Raw genomic sequence first — 17,330 nt, forward strand, 5'->3', positions numbered from 1 at the left:
TCTCCTCTCAACTCGCCTTGATCTGCAGCAGCCGCACGTCGTCGAGGTAGACGGTGGGCTGCGCTCCGGCGGCGCCGGAGACGTCCTGGACGAAGACCATGCCGATCCGCGCCGGTGCGCCGAGGTCGCTCATGGAGATGAGCACCCGGTGCCACTGGCCGTCCGGCTGGATGGTCAGGTAGACCGGGGTGGTGCCCGGTGCGCCGTCACCGCCGTCGGAGGTGATGACCTGGAAGGTCCGCGGCGCGCTGGACGCGCCCGGGTGCAGCCACAGCTCGACGGCGCTGGCCGCGGTGGTCTGCGCCGGTGCGCCCGGGTTGCTCCATCCGACGAGGCCGTACGCCCCGGTGATGGTCGCCGCGAGCGACGCCGAGCCGCCGTGCACCGGGTCGGTGCCGGCCGCGGTGGTGGCCTGGTAGGTGAACTGGCTCCAGCCCGGGGCGGCGTCGTCGAGGAAGATCGGCACGGCCGGGACGACCGGGCAGCGCGGCGACGCCGCGTCGACGGTGGCCCGCGCGGGCGTCCCGCCGGCGGCGCCCAGCGTCCAGGTCAGCGGCGTGCCGTCGAACTCGACGAGGACCGCGTCGTCGTGCCGGCCCCGGGCGAAGAGCCGGGGCTGGCCCCGGTCGGCCGTCCCGGGACTGAAGGCGTTGGCCGGCAGTTCCACCCGGCCGTCGTTCGGGTTGTCGTAGCCGAAGTGCGCGGTGTACCGGCCGGCGCCGTCGTCGCTGACGCAGCCCGCCAGCGGGGTCACGGGCAGGCTCGTGGTCGCCATCCGCACGGTCAGCGCCACCGGCCCGATCGCCGACAGGTCCAGGTAGTTGTACTCGTAGCCGTACGCGGTGAGCTGACCGTCGCGCAGCCCTCCGGTGTCGTCGTCATCCACGGCGAGGTCGACCCCGATCCGGGCGCCCCGCTCGCCCGGGGTGATGCCCAGCGTCCGCCACGGGACCGCCAGCTCCACGGCGTAGCCACCCCGGGCCGTGGCCCAGGCGTACCGCACGCCGTCGGTCTTGCCGTTCTGCTCGTGGACGGCGTCGTCGTTCCAGCGCAGGAAGAAATGGCGGTCCGAGGCGGTGTCGTACTGCTTGGGCAGGGTGCCGGAGCCGTTGAGGAAGACCTCGACGGTGTCGTCCTGCCACGGGTCGATCGAGTCGCGGCGCAGCGTGCGGTCGGTAACCTGGACGGCGACGTAGATGTTGTCGGTGTCCCAGGTGACGGCGCCGCGCGCGGTGTCGTCGGTGTGGCCGAAGGTGGGCTTGGCCGGGACGATGGGCAGCTGCCGCCAGTCGGGCTCGTCGAGCCGCCCGTCGACGGTGACGGCGGCGCGGGTCTCGGCGGCGGTGAGCGTGGGGTGCTGTGGCAGCGCCGGCACGGCATCCCGGGGTGCTGCGCCGGGCCCGTCGCCCTCACTGTTGTAGGCCAGCACGGAGACGTAGGTCCGGACGCCGTCGGTGAGCCCGCCGAGCCGGTGCGTCGTGACCGGCCCGACGTCGATGCGCCCGTCGGTGACCGCCGGGGTGCTGCCGTAGCGCAGCACGTAGCCGGTCGCTCCGGGCACCGGGGTCCAGGACACGGCGAGGGTGTTGTGGTCCGGCCGCAGCGGGCGCAGCATCGGGGCCCGCGGGGCGCCGGCCATCGGGACCGCTGACACCGGCGCGGAGCCGGGGCCGGAGCCGGCGGACGTCCGGGCGAGCACCACGAACCGGTACGGCCGCCCGTTCGTCAGCCCGGCGATGCGGACCTGGGTGGCTCCGGTGACCGGGACGACCTGCTCGTCGCGGCCGGTGCCGTAGCGCACCTCGTAGCGGACGCCGGCCTCGGCGACGCCGGCCCAGCTGACCCGCACCGCCCGGTCGGCGGTGTCGACGGCGACCGCCCGGGGTGCGGCGGGCCGGCCGGCGGCGCGGGCGTTCAACGCGTCGAGCAGCGCGGTGAACGCCGGCTTGGCCCGGTAGTCGCGGTCGAAGGGCAGCGCGTCGCCGTAGCCGGGACTGGAGCCGGGGATCCAGGAGTACTTGTCGGTGAAGCCCCACGTGACGAACGCCGTGCAGGCCGGCTGGGCGAGGCAGAACCGGATGGCGTCGCGGTAGACGTCGGCCTGGGCGGCGAGCTTCGCCGGCGTGCCCGGCTGGTCGACGGCGACGTCGGCCTCGGTGAGGGCGATCCGCAGGCCGAGGGCCGCGAGCCGGTTGCCGTTGCGGTAGACGTCGTCGTCGACCCGCCGGTCGAGCCGGGAGTGCCACTGGATGCCGACCCCGCCGACCGGCACGCCCCGGGCCTTGAGGCCGCGCAGGAGGTCGTAGACGGCGTTGGACTTGGCGCCGAGGTCACCGGTCTCGTAGTCGTTGTAGTAGAGCACCGCGGCCGGGTCGGCCTCGTGTGCCCAGCGGAACGCCTTGTCGATGTAGTCCGGCCCGATCACGCGGGTCCACCAGGACTGGCGCAGGCCGCCCAGCTCGCCGTCGTTGATCGCCTCGTTGACCACGTCCCAGGCCTGGACCCGGCCCTTGAAGTGCCCGACCACCGTCGTGATGTGCTCCCGCACCACCCGCTCGGCCTCGGCCGGGTCGGTGATGGCGGTGACCCAGGCGGGCAGCTGCGAATACCAGGCGAGGGTGTGGCCGCGGACCTGCTGGCCGTTGCGCTCGGCGAGCTCCACCAGGCGGTCGGCGGCGGTGAAGTCGAACCGGTCGCGCTCGGGGTGGATCGAGTCCCACTTCATCGCGTTCTCGGCGACGACGAGGTTGTACTGGGCGCCGAGCGTGTCGTAGTAGGGCTGCTCCACGGTCCCGGTCAGCGCGTCGGTGCTGACGGCCGCGCCGACCTGGATGCCCCGTGCGGCGGCCGCCGCACGCAGCGAGGTGGCCGGCGCCGCGCCGGCCGGGGTGGTCGGGGCGATCGCGCCGACCAGGACGAGCAGCAGGGCGCCGGCGTGCGCCGTCCAGCGGCACCGTCCCGTGCTCCGGTCAGGGTTCACTCTGCGTCCTATCTGTTGGCGCGGCCCGGCCGGCGGGTGCCGGCCGGGCCGCTGTCGGGAAGGTCAGGAGGTCAGGCTGATCGCGTCGAGGTAGAGGTCGGTGCCGCTGCCGCCGGCCTGGAACTTCACGTAGGCGTTGCCGGAGGCGGTGGGGGTGAACTGGAACGTGTAGGTCTGCCCCGACGTGCCGAGGCTGGCGGTGCCGCTCAGGTACGCGGTGTAGGGCGCGCCTTCCTGCTGCACGAGGACGCCCACCGACCGGGCGGCGTCGGCGCGGCCCCGGAAGCTCAGCGTGTACTGCGTGCCGGCGGTGACCGGCAGGGTCTGGCCGACCTGCGCCTGCCAGTCGTAGCTCGCCCCGTTGGACAGGTCGAGCTTCAGCGCGTTGGCGCCGCTGAGCCCGGCCGCGCTGACGCCGATGGTGCCGGCGGCCGCCGTGTCGAACCACGTCCACCAGCCGGTGGTGCCGTTGTCGAACTCGCCGTTGCTGATCAGGTTGCCGCTGCCGCCCGGGTCGACGCCGGTGCCGGACCGCTCGAACGCGCCCCGGTCGTAGCCGCCGCCCTGCGGACGGGCGACGCTGCCGAAGAGGTTGGCCACCCCGCCCCGGCCGAGGATGTATCCGAAGTCCGGCGCCCAGCGGTACCAGGAGATCGGCTGGTCGCTCGTCGTCTGGGTCAACGCCTGCTGGTCGAAGACGAGCGCGCTGCCGGGCGCGTTCGACGACGTGCCGGTGTCGACGCTCGGCGACGTGCCCTGCAGCTGGAAGTTGGCGTCGTTCGCGTCGGCGAACGCCGGGTCCTGGTAGCCGTCCTGCCCGGCGATGGTGTTGTTGCTGACGGTGGAGTTGCTGAAGCCGCCGTCGGTGCGCAGCCCACTGCCGAAGGACTGGTAGACCACGTTGTTGGAGACGACCTCGTTGTTCATCGCCTCGCTGCCCCAGAAGCCCAGCCCGGTGCCGCCGTTGATGTAGGTCGGTTCCTTGCCGTTCTCATACGTGGTGTTGTTGACGATCCGGCTGTTGCCGCTGTGGGTCAGCTGGATGCCGGAGCCACCGTTCTCGAAGGCGACGTTGTTCTGGATCGTCACCCCGCCGTTGCCGTAGGTCAGGTCGAGGATGATCCCGTTGCCGTCGGTGTGGTACGACGAGACGTCGACGTTGTGGTAGGTGACGTTGCCGTCGACGCGGTTGTTGGTGCCGTACATGGCGTAGAGGTTGATGCCGCTGGACCACGAGCCGGTGCCGGCGTCCCAGCCCGTCCGCCCGATCAGGTTGTGCTCGACGGTGACGTCGCCGGCCTGCATGAACGTGATGCCGTTCTGCCCGGTCCGGTCGATGACGTTGTTGCGCACGATGACGTGGGAGACGCTCTGGTCGGTGGAGCCGTCCGCCGAGCAGCAGCCGATGTTGATGCCGCTGCGCCAGTAGTTGCGGATGACGAAACCGTCGATGACGACGTAGCTGCCCTTGCCGACGCCCTGGTTGCCCTCGCCGTAGTAGAAGGCCACCCCGGCGGAGCCGCCCCCGTCGAGCACCGGCGTCTCGCCGGGGTAGTTGCGGATGGTGATCCAGCCGTTGGCGTTGCCCGAGGCGGAGAGGTAGGTCTCCCCGATCGAGTACGTGCCGCCCCGGACGTAGACCGTGTCGCCCGGCTGGGCGAGGGCCATGAACTGGTTGATGGTGGCGAACGGCTGGGACTCCGTGCCGGGGTTGGACGTGGTGCCGTTGGTGGCCACGTAGTAGGTCGTGGCCGCGTGCGCCACTCCAGGGGTGATGGCGGTGGCCATGGCGGCGGCCACCAGTGACGCGAGTGTCAGGCCGATGATGCTCGATCTGCGGTGTCGCACACTTCCTCCTGATGCTCCTGCTGGGGTGCGATGGGGTGTGGGTGGGGTGTGGACGCGAATGCTAGATCGATCGATGTCGAGATCACACCGTTCACTGACCGGTAAAGCCGCCGCAACAATGCCGTGCGCGACCCGCTCCCGGGCTCATGAAGAGGCGCATTCGGGCAGCTCACGAGGGGTTCGGTCGGATGCACGGCGAGCGGCCGGACGGGCTCCGGGGCAGCTATGAAAGAACTGAACGGGAGCACCTATCGCCCTGATTCAGCCGGGTTTGGGCGGCGGCCGCTCACTGAAAGTTCAATTGCGTCTTCCGGGTCCGGGCGCTGCGCGGCCTAGGCTGCGGCATGGCCATCATCGACCTCACCGAGGCGCAGCTCGCCGACTACGACCCGGTCCGCGAGGAGCCCGCGGACTTCGACGCGTTCTGGCGGGAAACCCTGGCCGAGGCGCGCAAACACGACCTCGACCCCGTCTTCACCCCGGTGTCGACCGCGCTGGCCACCGTGCAGGTCCACGACGTGACGTTCTCCGGCTGGGCCGGTGACCGGATCAAGGGCTGGCTGCTGCTGCCCGCCGCGGCGAGCGGTCCGCTGCCCTGCGTGGTCGAGTACATCGGCTACAACTGCGGCCGGGCCACGCCGTACCAGTGGCTGCTGGCCCCGGCCGCCGGGTTCGCCACCCTCGTCGTCGACAACCGCGGGCAGGGCAGCTACCTGCCCGGCGACACGCCCGACCCCAACCCGGAGCCGCGCGGCGGGTCCGGCAACGGCTATCTCACCCGGGACCTGGGGGATCCGCGGCGGCACTACTACCGGCGGCTGATGACCGACGCCGTGCGCGCCGTCGAGGTCGCCCGCGCCCACCCCGCCGTCGACGGGAGCCGGATCGCGGTCACCGGCGGCAGCCAGGGCGGCGGGCTCGCCCTCACCGTCGCCGGTCTCGTCCCCGACCTCGCCGCGGTGGTCGCGCACGCCCCGTTCCTGTGCTACTACCGGCGCGCCAGCCAGGCGACCGACGCACACCCGTACTTCGAGATCACCCGCTACCTGCGGACCAACACCGACCGGATCGAGCAGACCTTCCAGACGCTGTCCTACTTCGACGCGGTCAACCACGCCGCCCGGATCACCGCGCCCACCCTCATCTCCGTGCCGCTCATGGACGACGTCTGCCCACCGTCGACCACGATGGCCGCCTACCGGCACTGCGCGGGTCCCAAGCGGCTCAAGGTCTGGCCGTACGGCGATCACTCCGGTGGCGAGACCCACTCGGCCGGGCTGACCGCCGAGTTCCTCGCCGAACACCTCGGCTGAGCGCGTTTCCACGCTCCAACTCTCATCGGAGACCTCATGCACTTCGGCACGTCCTGGTATCCCGAGCAGTGGCCGGTGCGGCGCTGGGAGACCGACCTGCGCCTGATGGCGGAGGCCGGGATGACCGTCGTCCGGCTCGGTGACTTCGCGTGGAGCCGGCTGGAACCGAGCCCCGGCCACTACGAACTGCAGTGGCTGGTCGACGCCGTCGACGCCGCCGCCGCACATGGCCTCGCCTGCGTCGTGACCACCCCGACCGCGGGGCCGCCGGCCTGGCTCACGGCCGGTTGGCCGGAGGTCCTCGCCGTCGACGCGCAGGGCCGCCGGGCGAGCCACGGCAACCGGACCCACGCGGCCCTGTCCAGCCCGCGCTACCGCGAGTTCTGCGTCGGGATCGCCGAGGCGATGGCGCGGCGGCTCGGCGACCACCCCGACGTGCTCGGCTGGCAGATCGACAACGAGATCAACACCGTGTCGTTCGACGACGCGACCCGGGCCACGTTCCAGCAATGGTTGCGTGGGCGCTACGGCACCACCGAGGAGCTGAACCGGCGCTGGAGCACCGTGTTCTGGAGCCAGGAGTACACCGACTGGGCCCAGATCCCGCTCCCCACCGGACCCGCCCATCCGTCGCTGGCGCTGGCCTGGCGGCGCTTCGTCAGCGAAACCTTCCGCGACCACCTCGAGGCCCAGGCAGCCGTCGTCCGGGCGCACGCCCGCCCCGGGCAGTGGATCTCCGCCAACGTGATGACCTGGTTCGGCGGCTTCGACCAGACCGCCCTCGCGGCGCAGGTCGATCTCGTCGGCCTCGACTACTACCCGGGCCACCTCGACCATCCCGACGCGGGCGGGGCACACGCCGCCGTTCGCGGCCTCAAGCGCCGCAACCACTGGGTGATGGAGGTCCAGCCCGGCAGCAACTGCTGGGCCGGGGTCAACCACACCCTCGACCGGGGCGAGGCCCGCCGGATCGCCTGGAACGCCGTCGGGCACGGCGCCGACGGGCTGCTCTACTGGCAGTGGCGCGCCGCTCCCGGCGGCCAGGAGCAGTACCACGGCACCCTGATCGGCGCCGACGGCGAGCCCCGGCCGTTCTACACCGAGGCCGCGGAGGTGGGCCGGGAGTTCGCCGCCGCGGCCGCCGCCCTGGCGGGCACCGAGGTCAGCACCGACGTGGCGATCCTGTCCGGGGACGAGGACCGCTGGGCCATCGGCAACCAGCGCCACCACCGCGACTTCGACCCGGTCGAGCACCTGCTCACCTTCTACCGGCCGCTGCGCCTCGCCGGCCTGCAGCCCGACATCCTCGCCCCGGACGCGGCCCTGCACGGCTACCGGCTGGTCGTCGCCCCGAGCCTGCACCTCGTCGACGACGCGGGCACCGCCGCACTGCTGGACTGGGTCCGGGCCGGTGGTCACCTGCTGCTCGGGGCCCGCACCGGGGTGAAGGACCGGGAGAACGCCCTGCTGCCGTCCCGGCCGCCCGGCCCGCTGGGCGTCGCCGGCATCCGCGTCGCCGAGTTCTACGCCCTGGAGCATCCGGTCCCGGTGAGCGGCCCGCTGCTCGGCGCGACCGAGGCGTCCGCGAGCATCTGGGCCGAGTGGCTGACGGTGACCGGCGGGGACGCCCGGGTCCTGTTGCGCTACGGGCCCGCCAACGGCTGGCTCGACGGTGAGCCGGCGGTGGTGGCGGTGCCGTTCGGGGCGGGCCAGGTGACGTACTGCGGTGCGTGGCTCGACCCGGTCGCCATGACCGCGCTGGTCCGGCAGGTCGTCGCCCAGGCCGGGCTCGCGGTGGCCACCGACGGCGCCGACGGCACCGATCGGGTCGAGGTCTGCCGCCGGGTCGGCCCGGACGGTGCCGACGTGCTGATCCTCATCAACCACGACGACCGGGAGCGCAGCGTGACGCTCCCGGTGTCGCGGCCGGACCTGCTCATCGGCGGGGACGCCGGCACCGTGGTGACGCTGCCGCCCGGCGGGGTCCGGGTGCTCGGCGCCGCAAACTAGCGCGTGCATCGACCAACCCACGACCTCGCCGCACAGGGTCAGAACAGGCCTCAGGCCGGGCGGTGGGTGACCGACGCCCGCGGGACGAGCGACACCCGCAGCCGGGTGTCGCGGACCGCGAGGCCGGGCTCGGCGACCCGCTGCACCAGGTGCCAGACCGCCTGGGCACCGAGCAGCCGCTTGTCGACCCGCATGGTCGTCAGCGGTGGATCGGTGTGCGCGGCCATGTCGATGTCGTCGTGGCCGATCACGGAGACGTCGTCGGGGACGCGCAGTCCATGGTCCCGCAGCGTCGCGAGGGCGCCGATGGCGAGCGTGTCGGTGCAGCAGAAGACCGCGGTGGGCCGGGTCGGCAGCGCGAGCAGCGCCGCCATCGCGGCCCGCCCACCGGCGATGTTGAGGTCGGCCTCCAGCCGCAGGTGGGCCGGGTCGACGGCGCGGCCGAACTCGGCCAGCGCGCGGCGGTAGCCGGCCACCCGGTCGCTCATCGACGTCATCGCCGACGGTCCGGCGACGATCGCGGGGACGGGATCGAGGTGCCCGTGCTCCAGCAGGTGCCGGGTCGCGAGGTACCCGCTGCGTTCGTCGTCGTCGCGGACACAGTCGATCGCCGGATCCTCGACCGCGTGGTCGACGAGGACGCAGCCGATGCCGGTCTCGATGAGCTGGTGCAGGTGGACCGGATCGTGGACGGAGACGGCGAGGACCCCCTGGACCCGGCCGCGCCGCACCATGACCGGCAGCTCGCTGCCGCCGTCCGGGTCGGGCTCGACGACCTCCAGCGTCAGGGACAGGCCGAGGGTGCGGCAGACCTGCTCGACGCCCTGCAGCACCGGGCCGAAGAACGGGTTGGCGGCCGAGGCCTGGTGCGACCAGCGGGTGATGACGCCCACCGCCGTGAGCGTGCCGACGGGCGAGCGGGACCGGCTGCGCAGCCGCGGCTCGTATCCGAGGTCGTCGGCGGCCGTGAGCACGATCGCCCGGGTCGCCGGGGTGACGAAGACCGTCCGGGAGAAGACGTGGGAGGCGGTGCTGACGGCGACGCCGGCCCGTGCGGCCACGTCACGGAGCGTAGCGCGGCGGCTCATCACACCTCCAGCGAACGTTCGATAGTTTCAGTGAACGTACGCTGAGCCCAGATGATCGTCAATACGTCCAGCACATCGGCCTTCCGCCCGGCCCCACCAGCCCCGGAACCGGCCGGCGGGGCGGTGTCGCGGTGGCCGGAAGCCGCCTATTGTCCGGCGTGAAGTTCGCAGATATTCGATGAAATTCAGCGTGAGGTGATGCAACGATGACCCTGGCCCACCTGCCCACCCCGCCCATGGGCTGGAACAGCTGGAACACCTTCGGTCCGACGGTCGACGAGGCCCTGATCCGGCAGACCGCCGACGCGCTGGTCAGCACCGGCCTGCGCGACCTCGGCTACCGCTACGTCAACATCGACGACCACTGGCAGGGCGGCCGGAACGGCGCCGGGCGGCTCGTCCCACACCCCGAGCGCTTCGCGGGCGGCATCGGCGCGCTCGCGGACTACGTGCACGAGCGCGGCCTCAAGCTCGGCATCTACTCCGACGCGGCGGAGCTGACCTGCGGCGGCGAGGCCGCCAGTCTCGGCCGCGAGGAACTGGACGCCGAGACGTTCGCGGCCTGGCAGGTCGACTATCTCAAGTACGACTACTGCCACGCACCGGTGGACCGGGGCACGGCGGTGCTGCGCTACACCGCGATGGGCCGGGCGCTGCAGGCGACCGGGCGGGACATCGTCTACAGCGTCTGCGAGTGGGGCGGGCGGGAGCCGTGGCTGTGGGCCGCGCAGGCCGGCGGCCAGCTGTGGCGCACCACCGGCGACATCTGCGACTCGTGGCACGGTGGGGAGCGGGTCGACCAGCACGGCATCGACGAGATCGGGTTCGACCTGCAACGGGGTCTGGAGCGGTTCGCCGGCCCCGGCCGCTGGAACGACCCGGATCTGCTGGTGGTGGGGATGGGCGGCCGGGGCCATGTCGCCGGCGACATGGGCTTCGGGGGCTGCTCGGTCGAGGAGTACCGCACGCACTTCAGCCTGTGGTGCATGCTCGCGGCGCCGCTGATCATCGGCGCCGACGTGCGCTCCCTCGACGAGACCACGGCGGCGATCCTGAGCAACCGTGAGGTCATCGCGCTGAACCAGGACGGGCTGGGCCGGCAGGGCTGGCGGGCCGGGACCCGCGACGGTGTCGAGATCTGGCTGAAGCCGCTGCTGTTCGGCGATGTGGGAGTGGCGCTGTTCAACCGGACGGGGCAGGACGTGGCGACCGCGGCGACGCTGGGCGACCTGGGCCTGCACGGTGAGTACGGGGTCCGCGACCTCTGGGCCCACGAGGACCTGCCCCCGCTCACGGATGCCGCGCTCACGGCACGGCTACCCGGCCATGGCTGCGCCGTCTACCGGCTGACGCCGCACGGAACGGCGCGGATGAGCATTCACCCGGCGCGCTGAACCAAGCAATTTGTTCAATATGTTTGACGCTGCAAGTTCATTGACGTTCACAAGTCGGCAACGATAACCTTCGGCAACAAGCTGTTAACACTCATCGATGGCTTGGTTCTCCGCCGATCGGCAGCGCAACGTATCGAACAACTCGAACGGGCTGCGGTGCGCCCATGGCGCCATGGACCCACCGCGGCCCGTCATCCGGGTGAAAGGGAATGCGCATGTTCAACGGATCACGAGGCCGGCTCGCCCGCCTCATCGCCCTACCGCTGGCCGCAGTGCTCGGCTCCCTGGCGATCGGGGCCGCCCCGGCGCACGCGAGCTGGACCAACACCTGCGACGACTGGCAGTCGCTGTTCTACGGCGGCAAGTATCAGACCATCAACAGCAAGTGGGGCCACACGCTGAACGGCTGGGGCACCGGATGGCAGTGTGTCGGCCGCGACACCGACAACACGACCAACGGCTGGCAGGCCGATCTGAGCTGGTCGAACTCGTCGTCGGTGGAGTGGGACGAGTACCACATCAAGGCCTTCCCGAGCACGGTGGTGGGCTGGCAGTGGGGCTACGCCAGCCCCGACCACGGCGGCCTGCCGGTGCACCTGTGGGAGAACAAGAACGTCTGGACCAACTGGACCTGGCAGAACCAGCTCACCGACCAGAAGAGCGACGCCATCTACGACCTCTGGCTCGACTGGAGCGACAACCCGTCGGGCCAGCCGACGGACGAGGTCATGATCTTCCTCGACTACACCGAGGGCGCCCACCCGGAGACCGACAAGGTCGCCACCGTCGCCCTCGCCGGCGCCAACTGGGACGTCTACCGGTCGGCCGACTCCTGGCAGGTGATCAGCTTCGTGCGCACCGCCACCACCACGAGCGTGAGCCTGAACCTCCGGGACTTCCTGGACTACAGCGTCGGTGCCGGCTGGCTCGACACCAACAAGTACCTGATCAGCGTCCAGGCCGGCTTCGAGGTCTGGCGGGGCACCGGCAAGTACATCACCACCGACTACAACGTCTCGATCTCCTGACCCTCGACGGCCGCTGCCGCCGGTCCCCGTTCAGGCGGGCCGGCGGCAGCGGGCTGTGATGCGGATCAGGCCGGGCGGAGGCCCGCCAGGCGGGGGTTGCGGGCGGGGTTGGGTGCGGCGGCGGCGAGCTTCTTGGTGAAATCGGCCTGGGGACGCAGGATCACGTCGTCGGAGGGGCCGCGCTCCACGATCTCCCCCTGGCACATCACCATGATCTCCTCCGAGAAGTGCCGGGCGGTGGCCAGGTCGTGGGTGATGTAGAGGACCGCCAGGTGCTCCTCCCGCTGCAGCCGCGCGAGCAGCTTCAGGATGCCGAGCCGGATCGAGACGTCCAGCATCGACACCGGCTCGTCGGCGATGAGCACGCGCGGCCCAGGAGCCAGCGCCCGGGCGATGGCGACCCGCTGCCGCTGGCCGCCGGAGAGCTCGTGCGGCTTGCGCTCGGCGAAGTCGGCCGGCAGGTTGACCCGCTCCAGCAGCTCCGCCACCCGGGCCTGGACCTGGTCGCCGGTGAGCCGGTGGTGCAGCTGCAGCGGGCGGGCGAGGTGGTGAGCGACGCTGTGGAACGGGTTGAGCGACGCGAACGGGTCCTGGAAGACCATCTGCACGTCGTGGCGGTAGCGCGCCAGGGACCGGCCACGGCGACCCGCCAGCTCTCCGTCGAGCCGGATCTCCCCGCTGGTCGGCTCCTCCAGGCGGGCGATCATCCGGGCCACCGTGGACTTGCCGCTGCCCGACTGCCCGACCAGGGCGACGGTCCGGCCCTTGGTCAGCTCGAACGAGACGTCGCGGACGGCGTGCAACTGGGTGCGGCGCCGCCCGTCGCGCAGGGTGAAGACCTTGTTGAGCCGTTCGACGGCCAGCTCCGCGGTCATCGCGCCGCTCCTTCCACCGTGCGGCCGTCGGCGTCGGCCGCGGCGTCGGTCCCGGCGTCAGCCGTGGCGTCGGCCGCGCTCGCGTGCTCGCCGGTCGCGGTGTCGATGTCGATGTCGGTGTCGGCGTCGGTATCGGTCACGCGCTCGCCGGTCAGGGTCGGGAACGACCCGAGCAGCGCCTTCGTATAAGGGTCCCGCGGCGCCGAGTAGATCCGGTCGACCGTGTCGAGCTCGACCACCAGCCCCTCCTTCATGACGGCGATCCGGTCACTGATCTCCAGCAGCAACGGCAGGTCGTGGGTGATGAACAGGACGGCGAAGTGCAGTTCGCGCTGCAGTCGCTGGATCTCGGCGATGATGTCGCGCTGCACCAGCACGTCGAGGGCGGTGGTCGGCTCGTCCATGATGATCAGCTGTGGACGCAGCGCGAGCGCCATGGCGATCATGACCCGTTGCCGCATGCCGCCGGAGAGCTCGTGCGGGTAGCTGTGCCGGCGACCCGGGTCCACCCCGACCAGCTCCAGCAACTCGGTGCACCGCTCCTCGGCCGCGGCCCGGGACAGCTCCGGGCGGTGGGTGGTGAGCACGTCGCGCAGCTGGGCCGAGATCCGCAGCACCGGGTTGAGCGAGTTCATCGAGCCCTGGAAGACGATCGACGCCTTGTCCCAGCGGTACGCCCGCAGCGCCTTGCCCTGCAGCGCCAGCACGTCGATGTCGGTGCCGTCGCGGTCGTGGAAGACGACCGAGCCGCCGGTGATCTGGGCGGGCGGGCGGAGCAGCTGGTTGATCCCGTAGGCGAAGGTCGACTTGCCGCAGCCGCTCTCCCCCGCCAGGCCGACGATCTCGCCGCGGCCCAGTTCGAGGCTCACCCCACGGACCGCGGTCACCGGGCGGGCGCCGTGGTACTCCACCGTGAGGTCCCGCACGGTCAGGACCGGGTCGGACGTGGTCATCGGCGCTCCTGTCGGTCCTGCCGCGGCATCCGGTAGGTCCGCAGCCGAGGGTTGATCACCTCGTCGAGAGCGAAGTTGACGAGGGCGAAGCCGCAGCCCAGGACCGCGATCAGGACGCCGGGCGGCACGAACCACCACCAGGCGCCGAGCAGCAGTGCCTGCCCGGCCTGGGCGCTGGCGAGCATCGTGCCCCAGGTGATCGAGTCGGAGGCACCGATGCCGATGTAGGAGAGGCCGGCCTCGGCCAGGATCGCCCCCACCACGCCGAAGACGAAGCCGCTGGACAGCACCGGCAGCAGGTTCGGGAAGATCTCGACGAGCAGGATGCGCCACATCTTCTCCCCGGCGACCCGGGACGCGGAGACATAGTCGCGGCTGCGCAGCGAGAGCGTCTGCGCCCGCAGCACCCGCGCCCCGCCGGCCCAGCCGGTGAGCGCGATGACCAGCGCGACCATCCAGAGGCTCTTGTGCTGCACGTACGCCCCGATGATGATCATCAACGGCAGTCCGGGGATCACCAGCAGGACGTTGGACAGCAGCGAGAAGGCGTCGTCGACCGCCCCGCCGACATACGCCCCGGCGACGCCGAAGACCGACGTCAGGATGGTGATCAGCACCGCCACGAGGATGCCGATGGTGAGCGAGCCGCGCGCGCCGTAGGCGAGCTGGGCCAGCACGTCGGTGCCGGTGTTGGTGGTGCCGAGCAGGTGCGCCGCGCTCGGGCCGGTCAGGCCGTCGGAGGAGACCGCGTGCGGGTCCTGCACGAAGAATGGCCCGACCACGGCGAAGAGGACGACGGCCAGGATGATCACACCGCCGATCACGGACTTCGGCCGGATCCAGTGCGGTCGGGAACGCGCCGCCGCCACGTCGACGGCGACGGCCGTCTCGGCGGTCACAAGTTGGGTCATCTGCTGCTCCTCATGCGTGCACCCGGGTCCGCGGGTCGATCAGCCCGTACAGGACGTCGACGACCAGGTTCGCCGCCAGCACCGACACGGTGATCACCAGGAAGAGGCCCTGCATGAGCGCGTAGTCGCTGTTGGAGACCGCCTGGAGCATCGCCCGGCCGATCCCGGGGTAACTGAACACCTGCTCCATCACCAGCGAGCCGCCGACCACGAAGCCCAGTGAGATGGCGAAACCGGCGACCGACGGCAGGACGGCGTTGCGCGCCGCGTACATCGTCATGACCCGCAGCGGCCGCAGTCCCTTGGCCTCCGCCGCCACGACGTAGTCCTCGGAGCGCACGGCGACCATCATGTTGCGCATCCCCAGCAGCCAGCCGCCGATGGCGCTGACCAGGATGGTGAGCGCGGGAAGGATCGCGTAGTAGGCGGCGCTGCCGATGAACGCGAACGACAGCTCGGGCACGAACTCGTTCGAGTCGTAGCCGCCGCCGAGAGGGAACCAGCCCAGCGTGACGCCGAAGACGTACAGGAAGATGAGCGCCACCCAGAAGTACGGGATGGATTGCAGCACCGTGGTGGCCGGCACCAGCGAGTCGATCCAGGTGCCGCGCCGCCAGCCGGCGATCGTGCCGAGGGCGGTCCCGAGCACGAACGTCAGCACCGTCACCATCCCGACGAGCACGAGCGTCCAGGGCAGCGATTCGGAGATCACGGTGGTGACCGGTGTCGGGAAGTAGGTGACGGAGGTGCCGAGGTCGCCGTGGGCGATGCCGGCGAGGTAGTCGAGATACTGCTGCCACCAGGGCCCTCCGGTGTTGCCGAAGAGCACCTCGAGCGCGTGCCGGGACTCGGGATCCACCGGCCCCTGCTGCTGCAGTTTGGACAGCACGGCGTCGACCGGGTCACCGGGAAGGAGGCGGGGCAGCGCGAAGTTGAGCGTCAGCGCCACCCAGAGCGCCACCAGGTACTGGGCGAGCTTACGGACCAGGTGCAACGTTGACCTCCTCGGTCGCCGGGGAGGCGACGGCATGCCGTCGCCTCCCCGGATCGTGACGCGGTGTGGTTCAGGAGGGGCGCAGGCGCATGAAGACCTGGACGTTGTCCGGGGAGTTGCCGTAACCCGCCGAGGCGTAGGGGTCCGACTCCGTGGGGAAGCCGGCGAACTTCGCGGTGTTGAACTGGGCGTACTGTACGTTGTTGATGATCGGGATGTACGGCAGGTTCTCGGCCAGGATCGGCTGGATCTCGGCGTAGATCTTCGCCCGTTCCTTGGGGTCCTCGGTGCCGGCGGCCTTGGCCACCAGGTCGTCGACCGTGGGGTTGCTGAACCGGCTGAGGTTGCCCAGCGAGGAGGCGTCCTTGTCGCCGACCTTCGCGGTGTTCTTCGTGCCGAAGTAGTACTCGTAGACGTAGTACGGGTCCGGCGCCGGGGTGAAGCCGAGCACCGTCATCGCCAGCTGGAAGTTGCCGGAGGCGGTCACCGACTGGTTCTCGTTGTAGGAGACCTGCTGCATGGTGAGCCCGATGCCGGCCGCCTTGAGCTGCTGCACGAGTGCGGTGAGGGCGGCGATGTAGTCGGTCCAGCCGCTGACCACCTTGATGGTGAGGTTGAGCTTGGCGCCGCCCTTGGCGTAGAGCCCGTCGGAGCCGAGTGCCCAGCCGGCGGCCTCGAGGGTCTGCTTCGCCCCGGACACGTCCGGGGTGGTGGGGATCGGCGTGCTGAACTGGCTGGAGATGAACTGGTCGTCGCGGCCGGGGACGGCGAAGGAGGCCGAGACGGGCTTGCCGACGTCGTTGAAGGCCAGCTTGTTGATCTGACCGCGGTCCATCGCCTGGGAGATGGCCTTGCGCACGGCCGGGTCCGTCTGCGGACCGGCGCAGCCGAGCGCGGCGTTGGCACAGGTCACAATGTTGATCATGATGCCGTTCCCGGACTGCGCGTAGGCCAGCCCGGGCTTGCGCGCCAGCACCTTGGTCATGTCCGGGATGAAGCCCTGCGTCCAGTCGAACTCGCCGGCGAGGAGCTTGTCGGTGACCGCGGTGTTGGTGGCGGTCGCGGTGAACCGCACCCCACCGACCTTGACCTTGTCGGCGTCACGGAACTTCGGGTTGCGCTCCAGCAGCCAGGACTGCGCCGTGTAGGTCTTCAGGATGAAGGGACCGGTGCCGACCGGCTGGGTGTTGGAGTCCTTCGCCGGGTCGGTCTTAGTCTTCCAGACGTGCTCCGGGACGATGTTGGTCGTGCCCAGGATGCCCGGCGCGTCCATGAAGGAGGCGCGGGTGAAGACCAGCTTCACGTGGGTGTCGTCGACAGCCTCGGCCGACGGCGGGTTGCTGCTGGTGCGCAGCGCCGGGTTGTCCTTGCGGGTGTTGAAGGTGTAGGCGACGTCCTTCGCGGTGAACGCCGTGCCGTCACTCCAGGTGACGCCGCTCTTCAGGGTGATGCTCAGCTCCGTGCCGGCGGCGTTCCACTTGAAGCTGTCACCAAGGTTGCCCAGCGGCTTGTCGGCGAGGCCTTTGATGTTGTTGTAGAAGAAAAGCGGCTCGTACATGAAGCCGTCGGTGCCGGGGATCCGGGTGGGCGAGAACGGGTTGAAGTTCTCGGTGCTCTGATCCCCGCCGGGGATGTTGAGGATGGGGGCGCCATCCTTCTTGCCCGGCGAGTTCGAAGAGGAGCAAGCGGAGGTGGCGGCCAGCAGGACCGTTACGCCCACGATCGCGGCCGCCAGGCGGCGCGTCTTTGCGATCATCGTGACCTCTCAAAAAGGGGTGCCCGCCCGGGCCGATGACGGCCCGGTGGATGTGATGCCGACCATAACCCAGATTCTTTCTTAGCGAAACTATCTCAGCGAGGTTTCCTGTTCACGTCCTGTCGATGTCTGCCTGGGCCGCAGACATCGACGCACACACAGACGCGGCCGACCGGCCGG

General features: G+C 70.9%; 12 protein-coding genes. 4 read left to right on the forward strand and 8 right to left on the reverse strand.

The features are described from left to right. Nucleotides 1-7 precede the first annotated feature (7 nt). Nucleotides 8-2,980, reverse strand: a complete 2,973-nt coding sequence (locus Dsi01nite_RS30305; protein WP_203849714.1) for an endo-1,4-beta-xylanase — start codon at nucleotides 2,978-2,980, stop codon at nucleotides 8-10. 63 nt (nucleotides 2,981-3,043) lie between these two features. Next, nucleotides 3,044-4,828 (reverse strand): right-handed parallel beta-helix repeat-containing protein, encoded by a 1,785-nt coding sequence (locus tag Dsi01nite_RS30310; protein ID WP_203849715.1) that lies wholly within the window; start codon nucleotides 4,826-4,828, stop codon nucleotides 3,044-3,046. A gap of 344 nt (nucleotides 4,829-5,172) precedes the next feature. Here Dsi01nite_RS30310 and Dsi01nite_RS30315 point away from each other — a divergent pair, with 344 nt between their 5' ends. After that, complete coding sequence (locus tag Dsi01nite_RS30315; protein ID WP_203849716.1) at nucleotides 5,173-6,141, forward strand: acetylxylan esterase; 969 nt, start codon at nucleotides 5,173-5,175, stop codon at nucleotides 6,139-6,141. Nucleotides 6,142-6,177: 36 nt separating this feature from the next. Further along, nucleotides 6,178-8,151, forward strand: coding sequence for a beta-galactosidase (locus Dsi01nite_RS30320; protein ID WP_203849717.1), 1,974 nt, complete (start codon nucleotides 6,178-6,180; stop codon nucleotides 8,149-8,151). Between the two features lie 50 nt (nucleotides 8,152-8,201). Here the strand turns inward: Dsi01nite_RS30320 and Dsi01nite_RS30325 are convergent, their stop codons facing one another. Further along, the gene (locus Dsi01nite_RS30325; protein WP_203849718.1) at nucleotides 8,202-9,212 is read right to left on the reverse strand and encodes a LacI family DNA-binding transcriptional regulator; all 1,011 of its coding nucleotides are present in this window, start codon (nucleotides 9,210-9,212) and stop codon (nucleotides 8,202-8,204) included. 233 nt (nucleotides 9,213-9,445) lie between these two features. Between Dsi01nite_RS30325 and Dsi01nite_RS30330 the strand changes: the two genes are divergently transcribed. Continuing rightward, a complete protein-coding gene (locus tag Dsi01nite_RS30330) occupies nucleotides 9,446-10,633 on the forward strand; it encodes a glycoside hydrolase family 27 protein (protein ID WP_203849719.1) in 1,188 nt (395 codons plus the stop codon). Nucleotides 10,634-10,848: 215 nt separating this feature from the next. Next, nucleotides 10,849-11,661: a GH12 family glycosyl hydrolase domain-containing protein gene (locus Dsi01nite_RS30335; protein WP_203849720.1), complete on the forward strand. Its 813-nt coding sequence runs from the start codon at nucleotides 10,849-10,851 to the stop codon at nucleotides 11,659-11,661. Nucleotides 11,662-11,726: 65 nt separating this feature from the next. Here Dsi01nite_RS30335 and Dsi01nite_RS30340 read toward each other — a convergent pair whose 3' ends face one another. The 5 genes from Dsi01nite_RS30340 to Dsi01nite_RS30360 form a co-directional block, all read right to left on the reverse strand. Continuing rightward, nucleotides 11,727-12,536 carry an ABC transporter ATP-binding protein gene (locus Dsi01nite_RS30340; RefSeq protein WP_203849721.1) on the reverse strand — a complete coding sequence of 270 codons (810 nt, stop codon included), beginning with the start codon at nucleotides 12,534-12,536 and terminating at the stop codon, nucleotides 11,727-11,729. Then, nucleotides 12,533-13,489 carry an ABC transporter ATP-binding protein gene (locus tag Dsi01nite_RS30345; protein WP_203849722.1) on the reverse strand — a complete coding sequence of 319 codons (957 nt, stop codon included), beginning with the start codon at nucleotides 13,487-13,489 and terminating at the stop codon, nucleotides 12,533-12,535. The genes Dsi01nite_RS30340 and Dsi01nite_RS30345 overlap by 4 nt, the downstream gene beginning before the upstream one ends. Then, the gene (locus Dsi01nite_RS30350; protein ID WP_203849723.1) at nucleotides 13,486-14,400 is read right to left on the reverse strand and encodes an ABC transporter permease; all 915 of its coding nucleotides are present in this window, start codon (nucleotides 14,398-14,400) and stop codon (nucleotides 13,486-13,488) included. The genes Dsi01nite_RS30345 and Dsi01nite_RS30350 overlap by 4 nt, the downstream gene beginning before the upstream one ends. 10 nt (nucleotides 14,401-14,410) lie before the next feature. Beyond that, a complete protein-coding gene (locus Dsi01nite_RS30355; RefSeq protein WP_239136289.1) occupies nucleotides 14,411-15,394 on the reverse strand; it encodes an ABC transporter permease in 984 nt (327 codons plus the stop codon). Nucleotides 15,395-15,464: 70 nt separating this feature from the next. Then, nucleotides 15,465-17,150, reverse strand: a complete 1,686-nt coding sequence (locus Dsi01nite_RS30360; protein WP_203849725.1) for an ABC transporter substrate-binding protein — start codon at nucleotides 17,148-17,150, stop codon at nucleotides 15,465-15,467. Nucleotides 17,151-17,330 lie beyond the last annotated feature (180 nt).

It is taken from the genome of Dactylosporangium siamense (assembly GCF_016862795.1).
GTDB lineage: Bacteria > Actinomycetota > Actinomycetes > Mycobacteriales > Micromonosporaceae > Dactylosporangium > Dactylosporangium siamense.

Bases quoted from the DNA above. Each gene is read 5' to 3' on its own strand.
- Dsi01nite_RS30315 (WP_203849716.1), top strand. From the start codon at position 5,173: ATGGCCATCATCGACCTCACCGAGGCGCAGCTCGCCGACTACGACCCG.
- Dsi01nite_RS30350 (WP_203849723.1), bottom strand. From the start codon at position 14,400: ATGACCCAACTTGTGACCGCCGAGACGGCCGTCGCCGTCGACGTGGCG.
- Dsi01nite_RS30320 (WP_203849717.1), top strand. From the start codon at position 6,178: ATGCACTTCGGCACGTCCTGGTATCCCGAGCAGTGGCCGGTGCGGCGC.
- Dsi01nite_RS30345 (WP_203849722.1), bottom strand. From the start codon at position 13,489: ATGACCACGTCCGACCCGGTCCTGACCGTGCGGGACCTCACGGTGGAG.
- Dsi01nite_RS30335 (WP_203849720.1), top strand. From the start codon at position 10,849: ATGTTCAACGGATCACGAGGCCGGCTCGCCCGCCTCATCGCCCTACCG.
- Dsi01nite_RS30360 (WP_203849725.1), bottom strand. From the start codon at position 17,150: ATGATCGCAAAGACGCGCCGCCTGGCGGCCGCGATCGTGGGCGTAACG.
- Dsi01nite_RS30330 (WP_203849719.1), top strand. From the start codon at position 9,446: ATGACCCTGGCCCACCTGCCCACCCCGCCCATGGGCTGGAACAGCTGG.
- Dsi01nite_RS30340 (WP_203849721.1), bottom strand. From the start codon at position 12,536: ATGACCGCGGAGCTGGCCGTCGAACGGCTCAACAAGGTCTTCACCCTG.